This window comes from Pseudomonas sp. IT-P171 (genome assembly GCF_949767765.1).
GTDB classification, from domain to species: domain Bacteria; phylum Pseudomonadota; class Gammaproteobacteria; order Pseudomonadales; family Pseudomonadaceae; genus Aquipseudomonas; species Aquipseudomonas fluorescens_B.
The window spans coordinates 258034-279150 of sequence record NZ_CATKQN010000022.1; the positions used below are offsets into that span (position 1 = coordinate 258034).

General features: G+C 57.6%; 24 protein-coding genes. 9 read left to right on the forward strand and 15 right to left on the reverse strand.

The window, feature by feature from the left end:
* Positions 1-63 precede the first annotated feature (63 nt).
* Complete coding sequence (locus tag ACM6I5_RS16185) at positions 64-915, reverse strand: MIP/aquaporin family protein (RefSeq protein WP_017340577.1); 852 nt, start codon at positions 913-915, stop codon at positions 64-66.
* Between the two features lie 369 nt (positions 916-1284).
* Here ACM6I5_RS16185 and ybaK point away from each other — a divergent pair, with 369 nt between their 5' ends.
* Both ybaK and ACM6I5_RS16195 read left to right on the forward strand, forming a co-directional pair.
* On the forward strand, positions 1285-1755 hold the full coding sequence (ybaK, locus tag ACM6I5_RS16190) for a Cys-tRNA(Pro) deacylase (RefSeq protein WP_007971306.1): 471 nt from the start codon (positions 1285-1287) through the stop codon (positions 1753-1755).
* Positions 1756-1770: 15 nt separating this feature from the next.
* On the forward strand, positions 1771-2553 hold the full coding sequence (locus ACM6I5_RS16195; RefSeq protein WP_017340576.1) for a PhzF family phenazine biosynthesis protein: 783 nt from the start codon (positions 1771-1773) through the stop codon (positions 2551-2553).
* An 89-nt stretch (positions 2554-2642) separates the two neighbouring features.
* On the opposite strand, the gene ACM6I5_RS16200 is transcribed toward ACM6I5_RS16195, so the two are convergent.
* Both ACM6I5_RS16200 and argF read right to left on the reverse strand, forming a co-directional pair.
* Positions 2643-3752 (reverse strand): ABC transporter ATP-binding protein, encoded by a 1110-nt coding sequence (locus ACM6I5_RS16200; protein WP_017340575.1) that lies wholly within the window; start codon positions 3750-3752, stop codon positions 2643-2645.
* Positions 3749-4669: an ornithine carbamoyltransferase gene (argF, locus tag ACM6I5_RS16205; RefSeq protein WP_031319095.1), complete on the reverse strand. Its 921-nt coding sequence runs from the start codon at positions 4667-4669 to the stop codon at positions 3749-3751. Before argF ends, ACM6I5_RS16200 begins: the two co-directional genes overlap by 4 nt.
* A 405-nt stretch (positions 4670-5074) precedes the next feature.
* On the opposite strand from argF, the gene ACM6I5_RS16210 reads away from it, so the two are divergent.
* The 3 genes from ACM6I5_RS16210 (at position 5075) to grxD (ending at position 8044) form a co-directional block, all read left to right on the forward strand.
* On the forward strand, positions 5075-5365 hold the full coding sequence (locus ACM6I5_RS16210) for a hypothetical protein (protein ID WP_017340573.1): 291 nt from the start codon (positions 5075-5077) through the stop codon (positions 5363-5365).
* 134 nt (positions 5366-5499) lie between these two features.
* The gene (locus tag ACM6I5_RS16215; RefSeq protein WP_414884215.1) at positions 5500-7605 is read left to right on the forward strand and encodes a molybdopterin oxidoreductase family protein; all 2106 of its coding nucleotides are present in this window, start codon (positions 5500-5502) and stop codon (positions 7603-7605) included.
* A gap of 97 nt (positions 7606-7702) precedes the next feature.
* On the forward strand, positions 7703-8044 hold the full coding sequence (grxD, locus tag ACM6I5_RS16220) for a Grx4 family monothiol glutaredoxin (protein WP_016773402.1): 342 nt from the start codon (positions 7703-7705) through the stop codon (positions 8042-8044).
* Positions 8045-8178: 134 nt separating this feature from the next.
* On the opposite strand, the gene bfr is transcribed toward grxD, so the two are convergent.
* Both bfr and ACM6I5_RS16230 read right to left on the reverse strand, forming a co-directional pair.
* A complete protein-coding gene (gene bfr / locus ACM6I5_RS16225) occupies positions 8179-8652 on the reverse strand; it encodes a bacterioferritin (RefSeq protein WP_017340571.1) in 474 nt (157 codons plus the stop codon).
* 199 nt (positions 8653-8851) lie between these two features.
* Positions 8852-9070 carry a bacterioferritin-associated ferredoxin gene (locus ACM6I5_RS16230; protein WP_008032160.1) on the reverse strand — a complete coding sequence of 73 codons (219 nt, stop codon included), beginning with the start codon at positions 9068-9070 and terminating at the stop codon, positions 8852-8854.
* A 315-nt stretch (positions 9071-9385) separates the two neighbouring features.
* On the opposite strand from ACM6I5_RS16230, the gene ACM6I5_RS16235 reads away from it, so the two are divergent.
* Positions 9386-9988: a peroxiredoxin gene (locus ACM6I5_RS16235; RefSeq protein WP_017340570.1), complete on the forward strand. Its 603-nt coding sequence runs from the start codon at positions 9386-9388 to the stop codon at positions 9986-9988.
* Between the two features lie 134 nt (positions 9989-10122).
* Here ACM6I5_RS16235 and rnt read toward each other — a convergent pair whose 3' ends face one another.
* Positions 10123-10800 (reverse strand): ribonuclease T, encoded by a 678-nt coding sequence (rnt, locus tag ACM6I5_RS16240; protein ID WP_017340569.1) that lies wholly within the window; start codon positions 10798-10800, stop codon positions 10123-10125.
* Positions 10797-11843, reverse strand: a complete 1047-nt coding sequence (pyrC, locus tag ACM6I5_RS16245; RefSeq protein ID WP_017340568.1) for a dihydroorotase — start codon at positions 11841-11843, stop codon at positions 10797-10799. Before pyrC ends, rnt begins: the two co-directional genes overlap by 4 nt.
* Positions 11844-12002: 159 nt before the next feature.
* Between pyrC and ACM6I5_RS16250 the strand changes: the two genes are divergently transcribed.
* Together ACM6I5_RS16250 and ACM6I5_RS16255 are read left to right on the forward strand one after the other, a co-directional pair.
* Positions 12003-12911, forward strand: coding sequence for a flagellar protein MotY (locus ACM6I5_RS16250; RefSeq protein ID WP_414877830.1), 909 nt, complete (start codon positions 12003-12005; stop codon positions 12909-12911).
* Positions 12912-13040: 129 nt separating this feature from the next.
* The gene (locus tag ACM6I5_RS16255; RefSeq protein WP_007898502.1) at positions 13041-14258 is read left to right on the forward strand and encodes an argininosuccinate synthase; all 1218 of its coding nucleotides are present in this window, start codon (positions 13041-13043) and stop codon (positions 14256-14258) included.
* A 150-nt stretch (positions 14259-14408) separates the two neighbouring features.
* On the opposite strand, the gene ACM6I5_RS16260 is transcribed toward ACM6I5_RS16255, so the two are convergent.
* Positions 14409-15035 carry a hypothetical protein gene (locus ACM6I5_RS16260; protein WP_414884216.1) on the reverse strand — a complete coding sequence of 209 codons (627 nt, stop codon included), beginning with the start codon at positions 15033-15035 and terminating at the stop codon, positions 14409-14411.
* A gap of 477 nt (positions 15036-15512) precedes the next feature.
* Here ACM6I5_RS16260 and ACM6I5_RS16265 point away from each other — a divergent pair, with 477 nt between their 5' ends.
* On the forward strand, positions 15513-16139 hold the full coding sequence (locus ACM6I5_RS16265; RefSeq protein WP_017340565.1) for a response regulator transcription factor: 627 nt from the start codon (positions 15513-15515) through the stop codon (positions 16137-16139).
* A gap of 90 nt (positions 16140-16229) precedes the next feature.
* On the opposite strand, the gene ACM6I5_RS16270 is transcribed toward ACM6I5_RS16265, so the two are convergent.
* The 7 genes from ACM6I5_RS16270 to ACM6I5_RS16300 all read right to left on the reverse strand — a co-directional run bounded on the left by ACM6I5_RS16270 (position 16230) and on the right by ACM6I5_RS16300 (position 21048).
* Entirely contained in the window at positions 16230-16409 is a 180-nt protein-coding gene (locus ACM6I5_RS16270; RefSeq protein ID WP_017340564.1) for a PA3496 family putative envelope integrity protein, read from the reverse strand.
* 107 nt (positions 16410-16516) lie between these two features.
* Positions 16517-17155, reverse strand: coding sequence for an endonuclease III (gene nth, locus ACM6I5_RS16275; RefSeq protein ID WP_008032146.1), 639 nt, complete (start codon positions 17153-17155; stop codon positions 16517-16519).
* 25 nt (positions 17156-17180) lie between these two features.
* Positions 17181-17690, reverse strand: coding sequence for an Rnf-Nqr domain containing protein (locus ACM6I5_RS16280; RefSeq protein ID WP_414877832.1), 510 nt, complete (start codon positions 17688-17690; stop codon positions 17181-17183).
* The gene (locus ACM6I5_RS16285) at positions 17687-18295 is read right to left on the reverse strand and encodes an RnfABCDGE type electron transport complex subunit G (protein WP_414884217.1); all 609 of its coding nucleotides are present in this window, start codon (positions 18293-18295) and stop codon (positions 17687-17689) included. Before ACM6I5_RS16285 ends, ACM6I5_RS16280 begins: the two co-directional genes overlap by 4 nt.
* Positions 18292-19281, reverse strand: a complete 990-nt coding sequence (locus ACM6I5_RS16290; protein ID WP_017340561.1) for an RnfABCDGE type electron transport complex subunit D — start codon at positions 19279-19281, stop codon at positions 18292-18294. The genes ACM6I5_RS16285 and ACM6I5_RS16290 overlap by 4 nt, the downstream gene beginning before the upstream one ends.
* Entirely contained in the window at positions 19268-20482 is a 1215-nt protein-coding gene (rsxB, locus tag ACM6I5_RS16295) for an electron transport complex subunit RsxB (protein ID WP_414884218.1), read from the reverse strand. Before rsxB ends, ACM6I5_RS16290 begins: the two co-directional genes overlap by 14 nt.
* Entirely contained in the window at positions 20479-21048 is a 570-nt protein-coding gene (locus ACM6I5_RS16300) for an Rnf-Nqr domain containing protein (RefSeq protein ID WP_414877835.1), read from the reverse strand. The genes rsxB and ACM6I5_RS16300 overlap by 4 nt, the downstream gene beginning before the upstream one ends.
* Positions 21049-21117 lie beyond the last annotated feature (69 nt).

Genomic DNA, 21117 nt, shown 5'->3' on the forward strand with positions numbered 1-21117 from the left:
GGACGAAATAAGGAAGTGAGGTCAGGCGCGGGACCAAATGGGCAGAGTCGCGCGCCTACGGTATCAAGAAGTTCTTGGTTTGCCGTCAATGGCCGGTGTTGCGTCCTTTGTAGCAGGTATGGCGCTGGGCAGATGACGGGCAATCAGCCCGCGATACGCGGCAGCACCGAGGCAGGCACCGACAATCGGTGCAAAAATCGGAATCAGGAAGTACGGGATATCGCGTCCACCGGTGAAGGAAATTTCACCCCAGCCAGCAAAGAAAGTCATCAGTTTCGGTCCGAAGTCACGCGCCGGGTTCATCGCAAAGCCGGTCAGCGGCCCCATCGAGCTGCCAATCACCGCAATCAGCAGGCCGATCAGCAGTGGCGCCATGGGCCCGTTAGGCAGGCCGTTGTTGTCGTCGGTCAGGGACATGATCACGCCCATCAGGACGGCGGTGATGATCACTTCAACCAGGAAGGCCTGGGCCGTGGACAGGGCCGGGTTGGGGAACGTGGAGAACACCGACGCCAGTTCGAGGCTGGCTTGAGTGCCACGAACCATATGGTGGGTTTGTTCGTAATCGAAGAAAAGATTGCTGTACAGCGTGTAAACCAACAACGCGCCACAGAACGCGCCAGCCACCTGGGCAAGAATGTAAAACGGCAGTTTGCGTTTTTCGAAGTCGGCGAAAATGCTCAGCGCGATGCTGACGGCAGGGTTGAGGTGAGCCCCGGAAACCCCGGCGGTCAAGTAGATCGCCATGCTGACGCCGACGCCCCAGATGATGCTGATTTCCCACAAGCCAAAGCTGGCACCCGCGACCTTGAGGGCGGCAACGCAACCGGTACCAAAAAAGATCAGCAGTGCAGTACCCAGAAACTCGGCCATGCATTGGCTGGAGAGCGACGGTTGTTGTAAAGCAGTTGTCATCGAAAACCTCTTTGTTTTTGTTGTCTGGCGCTTTTTTCGTCATGGCCAAAGCGCGATTTTCACCGAGGCAGGATCCCCATCCTGTTCCCGGCTTACTGCTGGTTGCTGCATTTTCACGTTGTACGGCATTCAGATTCGAAAAAATATAGACAAGAAACACTGCTGTCAAAGGTCGAAAGTGAACTACCGGTCACATTGAAACTATTAGTCACATGAATGATCGTTTTGTTTGGCGGGCGAGGCGATCTCTGACGAACGGTAAAAACCAGCGCCAGGCTGTGGAAACGCTGCCGTGATAGAGCCTTTTATGCAGCAATGTCCTAGAATCCAGCGCAGTATTTTTTCTCTGCCGCCCAGTCTGGAGCTGTCATGACCCCCGCATTGGATTTGTTGAAAAAAGTTCGTGCCGAACATCGCGTGCACAGTTATGAACATGATCCGAAGGCAGCATCCTATGGGCTGGAGGCCGCGGAGAAACTGGGCCTGGACCCGGCGCAAGTGTTCAAGACATTGCTGGCGGCCAGCGAGAAAGGGGAATTACTGGTGGCTGTGGTGCCGGTCGTCGGAAGTCTCGACTTGAAGGGCCTGGCGCATGCGGCTGGGGTGAAAAAAGTCGAAATGGCCGACCCGGCCGCGGCGCAACGTTCGACGGGTTATCTGTTGGGTGGCATCAGCCCGCTGGGGCAGAAAAAGCGCTTGCGCACGTTTATCGACAATTCGGCCCAGCCCTTCGCCAGCATTTTTGTCAGTGCCGGTCGGCGCGGTCTGGAAGTGGAACTGGCCCCCGCAGTACTGGCCGAACACACGCAGGCCAAGTTCGCCGATATCGGCCGCGCCTGAATCAGGGAGAAGGTTATGCAGCTTGAGTTTCATCAGGTCGATGCGTTCAGTGATCGGCCGTTCAGTGGCAACCCGGCGATGGTCTATCGGCTCGATGCCTGGCTCGCCGACGAGTTGATGCAGAAGATCGCGGCCGAGCACAACCTCGCTGAAACTGCTTTTGTGGTGCGTGAAGGGCTGGGCTGGCACATCCGCTGGTTCACTCCCACCACCGAGGTGCCTTTGTGTGGGCATGCCACCCTGGCCAGCGCTTACGTGTTGTTCGAGATCTATAAAGAACCGGTCGAACGCTTGGACTTCATTTGTAAATCCGGCCCGTTGAGCGTAAGTCGTGAGGGCGGTCGCTTCTGGCTGGATTTCCCGGCAATCGTGCCGTCTGAAGTGGGCGTGACACTGGATGTCGAACGCGCCTTGGGCGTCGAAGTGGTCGATGTGTTGGGTTCGAATGAATTGTTCGTGGTGCTGGAGTCGGAGCAGGCGGTGCTCGATTGTCAGCCAGACATGGTGGCTTTGGCCAAACTGCCGTGGCCGGGTGCCATCGTCACCGCCAAGGGCAGCAAGCATGATTTTGTGTCTCGGTACTTCGCACCGGCGATCGGCATCAATGAAGACCCGGTGACCGGTTCCACCCATTGCAGCCTGATTCCGTACTGGTCGAAACGTTTGGGCAAGTCGAGTCTGACAGCGTTTCAGTGTTCGAAACGCGGCGGGGAGTTGTTCTGTCGGTTAGAAGGGGATCGGGTCAAGATCGGCGGGAATGCGACGCTGGTGGCGAGCGGAACGCTGATGTTGGGTTAGGAAGCAAAAAATCGCAGCCTTCGGCAGCTCCTACATGGAACGCGTGTTTCTGCAGGAGCCGCCGAAGGCTGCGATCTTTTGATCTTTCGTCAGCTGGCAGTGCTGTAGCGACGGACGCCGGAGTCTACCGCCGGAATCTGCGCCGCCGTGCTACCGGACGCCTGGAACAACACCAGATGTTCGGCCGCCACGCGAATGCCAACTTCTGCACCGACCAGATGATCAGCATGGCTCGGGAAAATCGACTCCAGCTGCGCGCCTGTTGGCAACTGCAACCGATACAACGTCGACGCACCCTGGAACGACTTGCCGATAATCCGCGCCTTCAAGGCGCTGTCCGGTGCATAAACGATATCGTCCGGACGTAGCAGCACATCCACCGCGCCACCAATCGGCCAAGTGTAAGCCCGATTGCCGCGTAACTCACCCAGCTCTGTCTGCACCGATTCCGGACTGCTCAACTGACCGCGAATGAAGTAACCCTGACCAATGAAACTGGCCACATAGGGCGTCAGCGGTTCGTGATACAGGTTGTAGGGCGTGTCCCACTGTTCCAGGCGACCTTCCTTGAAGACCCCCACATGATCGCTCACCGCGAAGGCTTCTTCCTGGTCGTGGGTCACCAGAATTGCGCTGGTGCCACGGGCCTTGAGGATGTCGCGCACCTCGTGGCTGAGCTTGCGCCGCAGTTCACCGTCGAGATTGGAAAACGGTTCGTCGAGCAGGAGCAACTGCGGCTCGGGCGCCAGGGCGCGGGCCAAAGCGACACGCTGTTGCTGGCCACCCGATAGCTCGTGCGGGAAGCGCTTGCCGAGGTTTTTCAGGTTGACCAGTTCCAGCAGTTCTTCGATAACGCGATCCTTCTGCGGGTGCTTGCGGATCCCGAACCCGATGTTCTCGGCCACGCTCAAATGTGGAAACAGGGCGTAATCCTGGAACACCATGCCGATCCGGCGTTTCTCCGGGGCGAGGGTGAAGCCGGCGCTGGAGATTGTCTCGCCTGCCAGGGTGATTTCACCTTCATGAACCGGTTCGAAACCGGCAATCGCCCGCAGGGTGGTGGTTTTGCCGCAGCCTGAAGAGCCGAGCAGGCAACCGATGTCGCCGGCATTCAAATGCAGGTTGAGGTTCTGCACAACGCGCTGGTCTTGATAGCCGCAAGCGAGATTGCGCAGATTAAGAAGTAGTGGCTGGCTCATGCGTGGTGATACGCCGGTTCGACGAGAAACTCGAGCAGGGCCTTTTGTGCGTGGAGACGATTTTCCGCTTGATCCCAGGCGACGGAGCGCGGGTCATCGAGCAGGTCGAGGCTGATCTCTTCGCCACGGTGGGCGGGCAGGCAATGCATGAACAGCACATCCTCGGCGGCCAGATCCAGCAGCGCGCGATTGACCTGGAACGGCGAGAACAGCTTCAGGCGCTTGGCGGTTTCTTCTTCCTGGCCCATGGAGGTCCAGACGTCGGTGCTCACCAGGTGGGCGCCACGCACGGCATCCTTCGGGTCGCGAACGATGGTCACCCGATCGCCGGCCTTGGCCACGAATTCGGGGTTGGGTTCATAGCCTTCAGGGCATGCGATGCGCAGCTGGAAGTCGAACTGGATCGCCGCTTCTATATAGCTGTTGCACATGTTGTTGCCATCTCCGATCCAGGCTACGGTTTTGCCCTGGATCGAGCCGCGATGCTCGAGGAAGGTTTGCATGTCGGCCAGTAACTGGCACGGGTGCAAATCGTCGGACAGGCCGTTGATCAGCGGGACGCGCGAGTTGGCGGCGAATTCGGTCAGTGTGCTGTGGGAAAATGTACGGATCATCACCGCATCGAGCATGCTCGACATGACAATGGCGGCATCGCCGATCGGCTCGCCGCGACCCAGTTGGGTGTCGCGCGGCGACAGGAAGATGGCCTGGCCGCCGAGCTGGATCATGCCGGCTTCGAACGAGATACGGGTGCGGGTCGAGGATTTCTCGAAAATCATCCCGAGTACGCGGTTTTTCAGAGGCTCGAACAGTACGCCGCGGTTACGCAGGTCTTTGAGCTCAACGCCTCGACGGATCACGCTGACCAGCTCTTCGGGCGTGCAATCCATCAGGGAGAGAAAGTGCCTTGCGCTCATCATTGACTACCTTTTTGCAACAGACCGCAGATACTCAAAGCCTTGTTTAATTGAAAAACGGGCGAGACCTGCGGCGTAAGCCGCACGGGGCGACGAAATAGGGAAGGCGCGATCTTGACATTAAATGTCGCGTTTTTCCAATAGGCTACGGTGTTTAGGGGATTTCAGAGGGGCTACGGGGTGACCGCAGTAGCGCATTTGAAGCCGGTTTCCTGACAGCAGCCCGTCATTTGTACACTGGGCTTGCGGGGCTTTGCAATCAAGCGGGGCGGGCATGGTTTACTGATGGTCGGTTTCCGGTACGGTATACAGGGTGTCAGATGGCAATGTGCCTCGTCTGAAACACTTGCTAATGCAATGTGCTGGGTTATAACTAAGTCACGAATGACGCAGGAAGCCTTCGGAATGGAATCGAAAGAACAGCAACTCATGGAACTGCTCGGCCTCACGGCCCGCTCACTGACGCATCTCACGGCCTCCATGACCTCGATGTCCTTCGAGCTTTTGCGAAGCAACGACGAAGTGACCAAGGCCGCTGGACGGCGGATGATCGATCGCATGGCCACCATCAGTGCAGGTCTCGACGAGCACTGGCGACTGATCGGCGAACTCACCGGGGTGCATGTCGCCCACGAGCAGATCGAAACCGTTCAGGAGATCCAGCTGCAGGCGCCGGCGAGGCTGCTGCCCAAGTGATCCCTGTCGGCCATCGGCTGGCCTGATGGTCGCCGATTCACAAGATGAACGTCGCTGGCGCAGCGGCGGAGTGCAGGCCATAGTTTTGATCCCGCGGCCGATATTGCCCGCCCAGAACAAAACAGAGACTGGCCATGACCAAGACTCTCCATCACCGTGCCTGCCACCTGTGTGAAGCCATCTGCGGCCTGACCATCGAGACCACCGAGGTCGATGGCGATCTCCGGATCACCTCGATCAAGGGCGACGCCCAGGATACGTTCAGTCGCGGGCATATCTGCCCCAAGGCTGTCGCCCTGCAAGATATCCAGAACGATCCGGACCGCTTGCGTCAGCCGATGCTGCGGGTCGGCAGCGAATGGCAACCTGTCGAGTGGGAAGACGCCTTCAACCTGGTCGCCGAACGCCTGGCCGGGATTCAGGCGCGGCACGGGCAGAACGCGGTGGCGGTGTACCAAGGCAACCCCAGCGTGCACAACTACGGGCTGATGACCCACAGCAATTACTTCCTCGGCCTGCTGAAAACCCGCAACCGGTTTTCCGCGACGTCGGTCGATCAGTTGCCCCATCACCTGACCAGCCATTTGATGTACGGCCACGGTCTGCTGTTGCCGATCCCGGACATCGATCACACTGATTTCATGTTGATCCTCGGCGGTAACCCGCTGGCCTCCAACGGCAGCATCATGACCGTGCCGGACGTGGAAAAGCGCCTGAAGGCGATTCAGGCCCGGGGTGGCAAAGTGGTGGTGGTCGACCCGCGCCGCAGCGAAACGGCGGCGATGGCCGATCAGCATCTGTTCGTGCGTCCCGGTGGCGATGCGGCGCTGTTGTTCGGGCTGCTCAACACCTTGTTCGCCGAAGGCCTGACCCGCGGCAGCCATCTGCCGGTGGACGGTCTGGATGAAGTGCGCGCCGCCGTCGCGGGTTTCACTGCCGAGGCCATGAGCCCGCTGTGCGCTGTGCCGGCCGAGCAGATTCGCCAACTGGCGCGGGACTTCGCCGCAGCCCCGACAGCCGTCTGCTATGGCCGCATGGGTGTCTCGACCCAGGCGTTCGGGACGTTGTGCCATTGGGTGGTGCAACTGATCAATCTGGTCACCGGCAACCTCGACCGCGTGGGTGGCGCGTTGTGCACAGAACCCGCAGTGGACCTGGTAGCGTCCACCTCGGGCGGGCATTTCAACTTATGGCAGAGCCGCGTGTCCGGGCGTCCGGAATACGGCGGCGAGTTGCCGGTGTCGGCGCTGGCCGAAGAGATGCTCACCGAAGGGGAAGGGCAGGTCCGCGCACTGATCACCGTGGCCGGTAACCCGGTGCTGTCGACGCCTAATGGTCGACAGCTTGAACAGGCGCTGGACGGGTTGGAGTTCATGGTCAGTGTCGATCTCTACATCAACGAAACCACGCGCTATGCCGATCTGATCCTGCCGTCGACATCGGCCCTGGAAAACGATCACTACGACACCACCTTCAACATGTTCGCGGTGCGTAACGTCACCCGGTTCAACCGCGCGATCCTGGCCAGACCGGAAGGCGCACTGCACGACTGGGAAATTTTTGTCGGGCTGGCCAAGGCCTTTGCCGCGAAGACCGGCAAGGAACTTAAACCGACGATCCCGCCCGCACAGATGATTGATCGTGGTTTGCGCATGGGCTTGTATGGCGATGCCTCGGAGCACCGGTTGTCCCTGGCGACGTTGTTCGATCATCCGCATGGTGTTGATCTTGGAGCGTTGAAAACCAACCTGGCTCCGCGCCTTAAAACCCCTAACCAGCGCATCCAGGCAGCCCCCGCAGCCATCCTTGCCGACCTGGCTCGCTTCGCCGCGCTGCAAGCGCCGGCCGCCGATGAATTGCTGATGATTGGCCGTCGTCACGTACGCAGCAATAACTCGTGGATGCACAACTATCATCGACTGGTGAAGGGCAAGCCACGCCATCAATTGCTGATGCATCCGGACGACCTGGCCAGTCGCGGCCTCAGCGACGGGCAGCGGGTGCGGGTCAGTTCCCGGGTCGGCATGATCGAGGTGGAAGTGCTGGGCAGTCTGGATATGATGAAAGGCGTGGTCAGCCTGCCGCACGGTTGGGGTCATGCGCGGCCTGGCGTGCAGCTGACGATTGCCAGCAGCCAGCCAGGTTCCAGCGCCAATGACCTGACCGATGAATCTCTGCTCGACGAGTTGTCGGGTAATGCGGCGTTGAACGGTGTGCCGGTGACCGTGGCGGCGGCTTGATTGGGTCTGTCGGGGAGACCGAGCATGGCGCTCGGGTTTCCGTTACAATGCGCCACCGTGCCGACCCCTGAGTCGGAAAGTTCAGCCGAGGTGCTCCATGGATATCATCGAAACGATTAAAGAGCAGATTGCTAACAACACCATTCTGCTTTACATGAAAGGTTCGCCGAATGCCCCGCAGTGTGGCTTCTCTGCGAAAGCCGCGCAGGCCGTGATGGCATGTGGTGAAAAGTTTGCGTACGTGGACATCCTGCAGAACCCGGAAATCCGCGCCAACCTGCCAAAATACGCCAACTGGCCAACTTTCCCGCAACTGTGGGTTGGTGGTGAACTGGTCGGCGGTAGCGACATCATGACCGAGATGGCTGCAGACGGTTCGCTGCAAAGCACCATCAAGGCTGCTGTTGAAGCGGCTGCTGCCAACAAGTCCGAAGCCTGATTCACCTTGTAGGAGCCCGCTTGCTGCGGGCAGCTCCTGCACGATTCAGGTGAGCCGAAATTCCGGGCATGAAAAAGCCCCGCCTCTTTAAAAGAGAGCGGGGCTTTTTATTGTCTCGAGTTAACGGGCGCTAATTATTCTTCGCCCATCTGCGATTGCAGATAATTCTCAAGACCGACTTTATCGATCAGGCCCAGTTGGGTTTCCAGCCAGTCGATATGTTCTTCTTCGGATTCGAGAATGTCTTCGAGCAGTTCACGGCTACCGAAATCGCCAACCGTTTCGCAATGAGCAATCGCAACTTTCAAGTCGGCGTGGCCGGTACGTTCGATGCGCAGGTCGCACTCAAGCATTTCCTGGGTGTGCTCGCCGATCTGCAGCTTGCCCAGGTCCTGCACGTTCGGCAGGCCTTCCAGGAACAGGATGCGCTTGATCAGCTTGTCCGCGTGTTTCATCTCGTCGATGGACTCGTGGTATTCGTGTTTGCCGAGCTTGTTCAGGCCCCAATCTTCATACATGCGCGCATGCAGAAAATACTGATTGATCGCGACCAGTTCATTGGCAAGGATCTTGTTGAGATGCTGGATGACTGTAATGTCGCCTTTCATGATGGGGTCCTGCCCTGTATTAGCTGTCTATAAAGCGGAGTCTGAGCCGCACAACTAAGAGTGTCAAACCTAAGTTATTGAAACTTATATGAAAATTAATCGGAATAAGAATGTTTGTGTTCCGCGTCTGACCCGTAACCGATTGATTTTCAGGCATAAAAAAACCGGACATGAAGTCCGGTTCTTTGGAATAGGGTATCTATGCGGCAGTAAATTCTACAGGGAAAGGAATTGCTGCCTGGGCTGTTTGCAATTTGGTCAGGGTTTCACGCACCACTTCCTTGGCAAGGCAGGCGCATTTGCCGCATTGGCTGGCTACGCCGGTAGCCTGGCGGACTTCCTTGTAGCTGCAGCATCCTTCATAGATCGCTTCGCGGATTTGTCCGTCGGTGACGCCAGTGCAGAGGCAGACATACATAAGCTAAGAACCGTCGCTGGTGGTGACTCAGTTGCGATGGATCTTAATGTTAACGAGAATGATTGTCAAAGTGGTTTCTGAAAGCTTTGCGTTATAAACGTGCGTGGCTGACGAACGGTTTTCCCCAGGGCAATCTGCCAGTAATCGCGAAGACAGCAATTTGAGGTGTTGACGAAAAACCGTTGAGGACAGCTCAAAAACGCAGTGTATGATGGCCGGTCCTTATGAAGCGGGTGGGTGTCACAGGGCTGTCGCCTGAGGGTGGCAGGCTGGCGCCAACCCGGAACTTCACGTTTTTACACCAGGAGATATTCAATGAGCGTACTCGTAGGCAAGCAAGCCCCTGACTTCACCGTACCGGCCGTACTCGGCAATGGCGAAATCGTCGACAGCTTCACCCTGTCGTCGGCCATCAAAGGCAAATACGGCCTGGTGTTCTTCTACCCACTGGACTTCACCTTCGTGTGCCCATCCGAGCTGATCGCTCTGGACAACCGCATGTCCGACTTCAAGGCACGCAATGTTGAAGTGATCGCCGTTTCGATCGACTCGCACTTCACTCACAACGCATGGCGCAACACCCCGGTGAACAATGGCGGTATCGGCCAGGTTCGCTACACCATGGCTGCCGACATGAAGCACGAAATTGCCAAGGCCTACGACGTTGAGTCCGAAGGCGGCGTGGCTTTCCGTGGCGCGTTCCTGATCGACGACAAAGGCGTTGTCCGCTCGCAGATCATCAACGACCTGCCGCTGGGCCGTAACATGGAAGAGCTGATCCGTCTGGTCGACGCTCTGCAATTCCACGAAGAGCACGGCGAAGTCTGCCCTGCCAACTGGAAAAAAGGCGACAAAGGCATGACCGCTTCGACCGAAGGCGTCGCAGCCTACCTGACCGAGAACGCTGCTGCCCTGTAAGGCGCGTTCGAGGCATAAAAAAACCGGCCGTCGAGGCCGGTTTTTTTATGGGCGGGATAAAACCGATGCCGTTCGCTCAAGCACGACGCTGAGTCTGTGGCCAGGGAGCAAGCTCCCTCGCCACAAGTGTTGGATCAGTCGTTGTAGTCTTCCCAGCCGCCCATCTGCTTCCAGCGATTGACGATGCCGCAGAACAGCTCAGCCGTCTTCTCGGTGTCGTAGCGAGCCGAGTGAGCCTCGCGACCGTCGAAGTCGATGTCGGCGGCCTGACAGGCTTTCGCCAACACGGTTTGACCGTAGGCCAGACCGGCGAGGGTTGCCGTGTCGAAGCTGGAGAATGGATGGAACGGGTTGCGCTTCATGTCCAGGCGCGCAACCGCTGCGTTCAGGAAGCCCAGGTCGAAACTGCTGTTGTGCCCGACCAGGATCGCCCGCTTGCAGCCGTTGGCTTTCAACGCCTTGCGGATACCACGGAAGATATCGGTCAGCGCCGCTTCTTCACTTACTGCCATGCGCAGCGGGTGATCGAGTTTGATCCCGGTGAACTCCAGGGCGGCCGCTTCGACGTTGGCGCCTTCAAACGGCTCGACGCGGAAGAAGTAGGTGTGATCAGGGTATACAAAGCCCTTCTCATCCATGGCGATGGTGGTGGCGGCTATTTCCAGCAAAGCGTCAGTGGCAGAGTTGAAACCACCGGTTTCAACGTCGACAACGACTGGCAGGTATCCACGGAATCGAGCTGCCATCGGGTGGCGTGGACCACTTCCGCCGCCTTGACCGTCCTGTTCGTCATCGAAATGGTCTTCACTCACGCGTGTTCCTCCAGCAGGCGCCAGCGCAGTTTTTCACCGGCGCGCAGCGGGATAACGGTCAGCTCGCCAAATGGCAGGCTGGTTGGGGCGGTCCACTCGTCGCGGACCAGGGTAATGCGATCGGTGTTCACCGGCAGGCCATAGAAGCGCGGGCCGTTAAGGCTGGCGAAGGCTTCGAGCTTGTCCAGCGCATTGCGCTGTTCGAACGCTTCGGCGTACATCTCGATCGCCGCATAAGCGGTGTAGCAACCGGCACAACCGCAAGCGGCTTCCTTGGCGTGCTGGGCATGCGGTGCCGAGTCGGTGCCGAGGAAGAACTTGTCGCTGCCGCTGGTGGCGGCGTCGAGCAGCGCTTCCTGGTGGGTGTTGCGCTTGAGAATCGGCAAGCAGTAGAAGTGCGGCCGAATTCCGCCGACCAGCATGTGGTTGCGGTTGTACAAGAGGTGATGCGCGGTGATGGTCGCGCCAACATTGGCCGAAGCCTCGTTGACGAACTGCACGGCGTCCGCGGTGGTGATGTGTTCGAACACCACTTTGAGCGTCGGGAAACGCTCGACCACACGACGCATGTGCTCATCGATGAAGATTTTTTCGCGGTCGAACACGTCGACATCGCCACGGGTGACTTCACCGTGAATCAACAAAGGCATCCCGACTTCGGCCATGGCCTCGAGCGCAGGGAAAATCTTGTCGATACTGGTGACGCCAGAATCCGAGTTGGTGGTCGCGCCGGCCGGGTACAACTTGGCGGCGAACACGAAACCGCTGGCCTTGGCTTCACGAATTTCTTCGGGCTGGGTGCGGTCGGTCAGGTAAAGCACCATCAACGGTTCGAAACGGCTGCCGGCCGGACGTGCAGCGAGAATCCGCTGGCGATAGCCGTCGGCTTCAGCGGCGTTGCGCACCGGAGGTACCAGGTTGGGCATGATGATGGCGCGACCAAAGGTGCGCGCGACATCCGCAACGGTATTGGTCAACACGGCACCATCGCGAAGATGAATGTGCCAGTCGTCGGGACGCAGCAGGGTCAGGCGGTCGGACATGAGGGGATTCCAGGCGGGTCAAACTCAGGGGAATGCTACCGGAAAAGACTCTCTCAGGCACTCGCTATCAAGTTTTGCGGGAAGCTTCCGATATCCAACAGGTACGCCGTAAACATGTGTGTGTCGGTCTTTTTGTTGTAGAAGCCAGTGGAGCCTCTCGTGCGCCAGCGTTATTTAGCCTTGCTCAGTGTGTTTGCCAGCCTTCCCGCGATGGCGCTCACTTTCCAGACCCGTCTGGAGAGCATCGAGTGGACGGTCGAAGGGGACAAGTTCGAGTGCCGCCTGATTCAACCGATCACCGATTTCGGTTCGGGTGAGTTCGTGCGTCGCGCCGGCGAGCAGGCGACGTTTCGTCTGAAAGCTTATAACTCGATGGTCGGCGGCGGCTCGGCGACCTTATTGGCGGCTGCTGCACCCTGGCAGCCGGGGCGTGGCGACATCAATCTCGGTTCCGTGCGGATCGGCAGCGGCAATGTGCTGTTCAACAGTTCGCAGGTTCAGGCCGGGCGCTTGATCAGTGGCTTGATGGATGGGCGCAGCCCGGTCGTCCGGCATTCTTCGGGCGATGGCCGGGTCTCGGAAGTGCGGCTGTTGCCGGTCAAGTTCAGCAAGGCGTTCAACGATTATCAGGGCTGCGTGGCGAAACTGCTGCCGAAGAATTTCGAGCAGATCAAGCAAACGCAGATCGGCTTTCCCGGCGACGGCCTGGACCTCGACGCGCAGGCCAAGGCTCAGCTGCAGGTGATGCTGGAGTTCATGAAGGCCGATCCCACGGTCAATCACATCGAGCTTGACGGCCACTCCGACAACAGCGGCAACCGCCTGACCAATCGAGACCTGTCGCGGCGTCGGGCCCTGGCGGTCATGGAGTTCTTCAAGGCCAACGGTGTGCAGGAATCGCAGGTTACCGTGCGCTTTCATGGTGAGCGTTATCCATTGGTACCCAACACCAATGCGGCCAATCGGGCGAAGAATCGTCGAGTCAATGTGCACCTCGCGCGGGTCGCACCCACCGAGCCGCCGGCGCCTCAATCAACAGCATCGGCGAGCGCGGCGAAGACTTCCTGACCCATCGGTCATCGTCGCGCGGTCGACATAATCTGTCGCTTCGTCGTCATAAGCTGTCGCGCCACTGTAAATTATTCCGTATGAGCGGTAGACTTCCCGGCTTTCCGTAGAACCCCGTGGAGTGATGGCATGGCGGACGTAAACAAGGTCGTTCTGGCGTATTCCGGCGGCCTGGACACTTCGGTGATCCTCAAGTGGCTGCAGGATACTTATAACTGTGAAGTCGTGACCTTCACCGCTGACCTGGGTCAGGGCGAAGAGGTCGAACCTGCACGTGCCAAGGCTCAGGCCATGGGCGTGAAAGAGATCTACATCGACGATCTGCGCGAAGAATTCGTGCGCGATTTCGTTTTCCCGATGTTTCGCGCCAACACCGTTTACGAAGGCGAGTACCTGCTGGGTACTTCCATCGCTCGTCCGTTGATCGCCAAGCGCCTGATCGAAATCGCCAACGAAACCGGCGCTGACGCCATTTCCCACGGCGCCACCGGCAAAGGCAACGACCAGGTTCGTTTCGAACTGGGCGCCTACGCCTTGAAGCCAGGTGTAAAAGTGATTGCACCGTGGCGCGAATGGGACCTGCTGTCCCGTGAAAAGCTGATGGATTACGCTGAAAAGCACAACATCCCGATCGAGCGTCACGGCAAGAAAAAATCCCCGTACTCGATGGATGCCAACCTGCTGCACATCTCCTATGAAGGCGGCGTGCTGGAAGACACCTGGACCGAGCACGAAGAAGACATGTGGAAATGGACCGTCTCCCCGGAGAAGGCTCCAGATAAAGCGCAATACCTGGAACTGACCTATCGCAACGGCGACATCGTTGCACTGGACGGCGTCGAAATGACTCCGGCTACGGTGCTGGCGACCCTGAACCGTATCGGTGGCGAACACGGCATCGGCCGCCTCGACATCGTCGAGAACCGTTACGTGGGCATGAAGTCCCGTGGCTGCTACGAAACCCCAGGCGGCACCATCATGCTGCGCGCCCACCGTGCGATCGAATCGATCACCCTGGACCGCGAAGTGGCTCACCTCAAAGACGAGTTGATGCCTAAATACGCCAGCCTGATCTACACCGGTTACTGGTGGAGTCCTGAGCGTCTGATGCTGCAACAGATGATCGATGCTTCCCAGGCACACGTGAACGGCGTTGTGCGCCTGAAGCTGTACAAGGGCAATGTGATCGTCACGGGGCGCAAGTCCGACGAATCGTTGTTCGACGCCAACATTGCGACATTTGAAGAAGATGGCGGCGCTTACAATCAGGCGGATGCGGCTGGCTTCATCAAGCTAAACGCCCTGCGCATGCGCATTGCGGCGAACAAAGGCCGGAAGCTTTTCTGAAGTTTCTGACGCCTTGATGGAATTTGTGGCCTTGTTTTCGACAAGGCCACAAATTTGGAAATAGGGTTTTTTTCTGACATTGCGATTCATCTTTCTTCTTGTTTTCGCAAGCGGCATTTCTGCCTGCTTCTCTCCTTTCGATCGTAAACGCTACTGACCGCTGTGGGTCAGTCTGGCGAGTTGATCAATGACCGTCACATGGCGTGAGCTCACGTTGTAAGCAATGCAAAACGGTGCACCGTTGCGTTTCTTTACGTGTCTGAAAAATTTGAGCGCGTTTTCTTTCAGCAGATTCTCTGACTTGGCACTGGTGAGAAACACGACCACTTGCGCCGAATCGCCCTTGGGCAATCGAATCCTTTCCAGAAGCTCGCGGAATTCGATTTTTCTGTTCATCCATCTTGCATCAATGATGTGCAGGTCCTTCAATTTCTCCGGCAATTCGATGTGATGCTGGACCGATAGACTTTCCCGCCCTCTGTTCTCGCCTGGCGTGCCTTGAGCAATATCCGGACGCTCGGCATTGTCCATGACTTTTATGAAGTGTTTTCCTTTCTCAAAATCGGACGGCGCATAGAGCGATCGATAATTGAAGTTAAGTGTGGCGAAGAACAGTAGAAGCAAATAAAACGGAAAGCTGATCAAAAACCAGATGTAGAGTTCTCTTTCCTTGTTATCGAGGAAAGGCAGGGAGACGGCTGCCGACGTTTCAGACAGTGTTGCGAATATGGCGATGACTGTCATGGGGGTGGTGATTCTTTGTTTGGGTTTTGTCATGTTTCGTACTCATATAGGTTTGTCTTTTCTCTATTGGTTAATGGCTGATAGTTGTTTTGCAGTTTTTATATTAGCTGTGAATTTATTGTTGGCCTATGTCTGTTTTATTTCGGTTAAGTTGTTGTGGGCTGTAAGATTTTGTATATGTTGTTTTCAATGTGTCTCGCGAACCCTGAAATGCAGGTGTCCGTTAAGGGTAGCTCAACTGTAGGCGCAGGTCGGACCACCGATATCGATTTATTATTTTGGTTTTGATTTTTCAAATTGATACAAAAAATTTGTTGAAGAGTGTAATGTCATAAAGCAAATAAAGTTTCCGACGTGCAGCTCTCGAAGGTTTCTTGTAAGAATATTCCTCATTGTTTGTAGGGAATGTCTCTCGGTGTGGGTGACCGGGAGGGGCGGCGTGCCATGGGTGAAACGACTAGGCTATTGTGCGGGCTCTAAAAATTCGAACAGCGAAAATTGGACTTGCCCATGAATAAAGTGCTGATCGTGGATGATCACCCCGTCATTCGTCTTGCGGTACGTATGCTGATGGAACGTCATGGCTACGAGGTCATTGCAGAAACAGATAATGGCGTGGATGCATTACAACTGGCTCGTGAACATATGCCGGATATTGTCATCCTGGATATAGGAATACCGAAGCTGGATGGACTGGAAGTCATTGCGCGCCTTGTCTCGGCAGCAATGCCAATGAAAGTACTGATATTGACTTCCCAGGCACCTGGACATTTTTCGATGCGTTGCATGCAGTCTGGCGCTGCCGGATATGTTTGCAAACAACAGGATCTCACTGAGTTGCTCAGTGCAATAAAAGCAGTATTGTCTGGCTACAGTTATTTTCCCAATCAAGCTTTGCATACAGTGCGTGCCAGTCTGGGGAACGCCAGTGAAGCCGATATGGTGGATCGTTTGTCGGGGCGGGAAATGATGGTTTTGCAACAGTTGGCCCGAGGCAAGACCAATAAGGAAATTGCCGATGGAATGTTCCTCAGCAATAAAACCGTCAGCACTTACAAGACTCGCCTGTTGTTAAAGCTCAATGCGCGGTCCTTGGTGGACTTGATCGAACTGGCTCAACGCAATGGGCTGGTGTGACTGCACCAGCGCTTCACGGGACTGGGTGAATGGGTGTTTTCGAGGTTTCGCACTTAAAAAAAAGCCTCCGTTTCGGGAGGCTTTCAGGTGTTATAGGTCAAAATCGTAATCGGCCAACTGTTTTTGCAGTCGGCGCTCCTCCAGCAGGTTGTCGATCGTGCGGCGTTTGCTCAGGTTGGTCTTTGCCACTTCAACCACCGGTTCCGCGTCATCGGCCTCAATGGGTGTGAAGTCCTCTTCTACGTCCAATTGCTCTTTGCCAGTGCTCATAAGGTTAACTCCAGGCTAAGACTGCCTTTGGCGCCCCTTATAGCGACAATCTCTGCGTGGGTAAAAAAGATTTTTTCAATCGATAAATCAAAAAACCTAATAGCGCCTCAATCGTCCGAAGTCTTGTGCTTGTATTCGCACAGGTCTTCGATCCGGCAACTGCCGCAACGGGGCTTGCGGGCCAGGCAGACGTAACGTCCGTGAAGAATCAGCCAGTGATGGGAATCGAGCAGGTATTCCTTGGGCACAAACTTCATCAGTTTTTTCTCGACCTCGACCACGTTTTTACCCGGCGCAATGCCGGTACGGTTACTGACCCGAAAAATGTGGGTATCCACAGCCATGGTCAGTTGGCGAAAGGCAGTGTTGAGCACCACGTTGGCGGTTTTGCGGCCGACGCCGGGTAGCGCTTCCAGCTCTTCGCGGGTCTGCGGTACTTCGCCTCCATGGCGTTCCACCAGCAAGCGACAGGTCTCGATCACGTTTTTTGCCTTGCTGTTGAACAGGCCGATGGTCTTGATGTATTCCGACAATCCCTCGACACCCAGTGCATAAATCGCCTGCGGCGTGTTGGCCACCGGGTAGAGCTTGGCGGTGGCCTTGTTAACGCCGACATCGGTCGATTGCGCTGAGAGAATCACGGAGATCAGCAATTCGAAGGGCGAGGAGTAAGCCAGTTCGGTCTTCGGTTCCGGGTTGTCTTCATGCAGCCTGCGGAAAATTTCCAGACGTTTTGCAGCATTCATGGGCAGTGCATTTCCTCGAAAGCGGTCAGTGTGAGGGATTCGGGCGGGACCAGGCCTGCCATGCAGCGATCACCAGACCCAGCAAAATGAATCCACCGGGGACCAGAGTGACCAGGTGCAGGCCTCCATAGCCAATGAGTTCGCGCAGCAGGCCCAGGCCCACCATCAGCGCACCGAACAGGCCACACAGGCGAAGGCGGTCACGTAATGCGCTCTGGAAGAAGCCTATGTGATCAAGAACGACACATTGCAAGGCGATCAGTCCGGCATAGATTCCCACCTGCTGATGCCATTTGAGTGATAAGACTTGTGCGGCGATCTCCGCGCAACTGGTCAGCGTGGCGGCCAGCAAAATGCCGGCAAACAAACGGGCAGACGGAACAAGTCGTGGTCCCAGGGCCGCCATGCCGACGCCGTAGGCACTGATCACCACAATGAACATCAACCACAGGCCCAGCGCGGTCATCCATGAGCCGGTGGCGCCGATCAGCGGTGCGAGCATCAGCGAGTTTTGCAGCGTTGATGACTTATTCATGGGGGACTAATCCCGATCAACTGTTGCTGATGTTCATCGAAGTAGCGCAAGGCATCGTGGATGGCGTTGATCACGGCTCTTGAAGTGATGGTCGCCCCTGCGATCTGATCGAACTGGCCCTGATCTTTTTTCAACGCCCAGCCATTGTCAGCCGGTTCGCTTCGCGATTTGCCGGCAAAGTCATTGAGCCAGGCATTTGGCCAGTCGGCAATGCGCGCGCCCAGCCCCGGCGTCTCGGATTGCCTGAGGGTTTTGACCCCCACCAACTTGCCGTTTGCGCCTATGGCGATCAACAAGTCGATGCTGCCCGCATAACCCAATGCCTGACTGCGCAACAAAACGATACTGGGTTGGCCGGCCTTGGTCGCGAGGTAGCCGCCTAGCAATGTGCTATTGGTCAATCCCGTATCGTCGAGGCGCAACGGTTGTTCCAGCGGTTGATTGTCGTAGCTGTCAGCGGGCAGCAGGTCCAGCAGGTTGCGGCTGTCGATCAGGCGCTGTTCGTTCGCAATGCGTGGCGCGCTACTGTGCTGCACAAGGTAAGTTGCGCCAATCCCCACGCCTGCCAGCATCACCAGAATCACCACGCTCGACACTCGGCTCATGGCGCAACTCGCTCCTGTCTCGACGTGACAAACCGGTCCAGCGCCGGCACGCAGAGGTTCATCAGCAGCACCGCAAACGCCACGCCGTCCGGATAACCGCCCCAGGTTCGAATCAGGTAGGTCAGCAGCCCCACACCCGCGCCGAACAGCAGTCGCCCGCCAGGGCTTTTGGCGCCCGACACCGGCTCCGTGACGATAAAGAACGCACCCAGCATGCTTGCGCCGGTGAGCAGATGAAACAGTGGCGAGCCATGGGAATCGGATCCCGAGCCGTTCCAGCACAGCAGGCTGATGACGAACAGGCTGACAAGCATGCCCACCGGCGCATGCCAACTGAACACCCGTCGTTGCAGCAAAAACATGCCGCCCGCCAGAAAGGCGAGGTTGACCCATTCCACACCGCGCGCACCGACGTGGCCGAAGGCCGGATTGCCCGCGAAGAGTTCGTCCATGGTCAGGCTTTTGTTGATTCGCAGACTGTCCAGCGCCGTCGCCTGGACCCAGGCATCCGGCGTCTGGCTCAGGCTGAAACCGAACACTTGTTGCAAACCACCGAGCAGGTCCATGCCGTGGGAGGACGGCCAATGGGTCATCTGCTGGGGAAACGTCACCAGCACCAGGGCAAAACCGAGCATCGCCGGGTTGAACGGATTTTTCCCGACTCCGCCATACAGCTGTTTGCCAAACAGCGCGAACGCCGCGGCACAGACCGTCAGCCACCACGGGCAATACGGTGGCAAGGCCAGGGCCAGCAACGTCGCACTGACCAACGCACTGCCGTCGCTCAAGGTGGGTTTGAGCTCCCGCTTGCGCAACTGCAACACCACCGCTTCAACGGCCAACGCAGTAACGCCGGCCAGCATCAGGTTGATCAATACCCCCCAGCCATACAGCCAGAACAACACCAGCATGCCCGGCAGGGTGGCCAGCAACACCAACTTCATGGCTTGCTGCAGGCGCTCGTCGACCGATTCAAGGGGCGACATAGGCATCCACCTGACGCTCGGCTTCCTGGAGACGGGCGCGCGCCTTGTTCATCAGCTCGGCAGGTGTGTCGTTGCGTCGTTCGAGTTTGCTGACGTCAGCGCGAGCGTAGGCCAATTCCGTTTTCAACTGACGAAGCTGGTTGTCGATGGGGCGTTTTTCAACACGCGCCAGGTCAGGTAAAGGTTGTTCGCTCGCAGCCTCCGCGGTGTGGAGGGCTGTTTCGGCGTCGCCGAGTGCGTGTTCCAAGGCTTTGATCTGTTCGGCCGGCGCCTCGCTGGCCTGGGCTTTCTTGAGTTCGGCGCGGCGCATGGCCAGCTGGATTTTCGCCCGTTTCAGCTCGGCGTCCTTCATTGGCGCCGTGGGCACAGCGGCTGGCGGTGCACTGCTTTCCAACTGCGCCAGCGCTTGTTCGGACGCCTCAAACTGCTGTTGCAGGACAATCAGTTGCGATTGCTGTTCGAAGGTCGGCGGATGGCCGAACGCCTTGAGCGATTTGTTCAGTTGGGCACGGCTCATTGCCAGATCGATCTTGGCTTTTTTCAACGCAGCGTCGGCATTCGCCGCTTTTTGCGCACGGACCCTTTCCAGCGCGGCCTGAACCGGGTCGAGCGTTGTCACTTCAGTGTGTTGCGCCGCGCGGTGTGCCCGAGCCTGGCGCTCGGCGAGTTTCTGTTCTTCTTCGCGATGCAAACGTGCATTGCGCTGTTCAAAACGGCGTCGTGCGTGATTGCGTTTGGCGGTGCGCGCCTGTTGTTCTTCAGGGCTGAACGCCAGGCCACCGACAATCGGCAACACCGTGGCCAGCGGCAACGGATGCATCTCGATGCAATCCACCGGGCAAGGCGCCACGCAGAGGTCGCAACCGGTGCATTCGTCGATGATCACCGTGTGCATCAACTTCGCTGCGCCGACGATGGCATCTACCGGACAGGCCTGAATGCATTTGGTGCAGCCAATGCATTCGGCCTCTCGAATGTAGGCGATTTGCGCCGGTGCCGGACCGCGACTGACGTCCAGTTCCAGCACCGGTACTTTCAGCAACTCGGCCAGCGCCGAGATGGTTTCGCTGCCCCCCGGCGGACACTTGTTGATCGGCTCGCCACTGGCAATGCCCTCGGCGTACGGCTTGCATCCGGGGTGGCCACACTTGCCGCACTGGGTCTGCGGCAAAAGCGCGTCGATGCGTTGAATCAGACTCATGTTTTGATCAGTCCGCTGAATCCGAGAAAAGCCACTGCAATCAATCCGGCGCCGATCAGGTCGATCGGCAGGCCGCGAAAGGGCAGGGGAACATCGTTATCGAGGGTGCGCTGGCGCAAGTCGCAGAACAGACTCAGCACCAGCCAGAAACCCAGCCCGGCGCCTAGGCTCAGGGCTGTAGCGTGGAAAAACCCCTCGTCGTCCCGCACGTTGATCAACGCCAGCCCCAGGACGCCGGCATTGCCGAGAAGCAATGGCCAGAGACCTTCGAACGAAAGCGTGGAAAACAGCTTCGGCAGCAACGTCAGCAGTGGCGCGATCAGCAAAACGCTCAAGGGTAAAAACACGAACAGGCCCAGCGAACTCAACCCCAACGGCACCAGCAGTCCGTGGTAAAGGGCATGACCGAGCATGCCGACGATCAGCATCAGGCAGGTCGTCGCGATACCCAGCGCATGCACCTGGCGGCGCTCGGCGCTCAATAGCGGATCGACGCCCAGCGGCCAGTGCAACACGAAGTTGTTGATCAGGGCAGCGCTGATAAGCGTAAGAACAATCTCGGTCATGATCGTCTGTATCCATACATTATTGCTGGTTGCTGGATAACTCTGCAGGAGCTGCCCGACTTCAGAGAC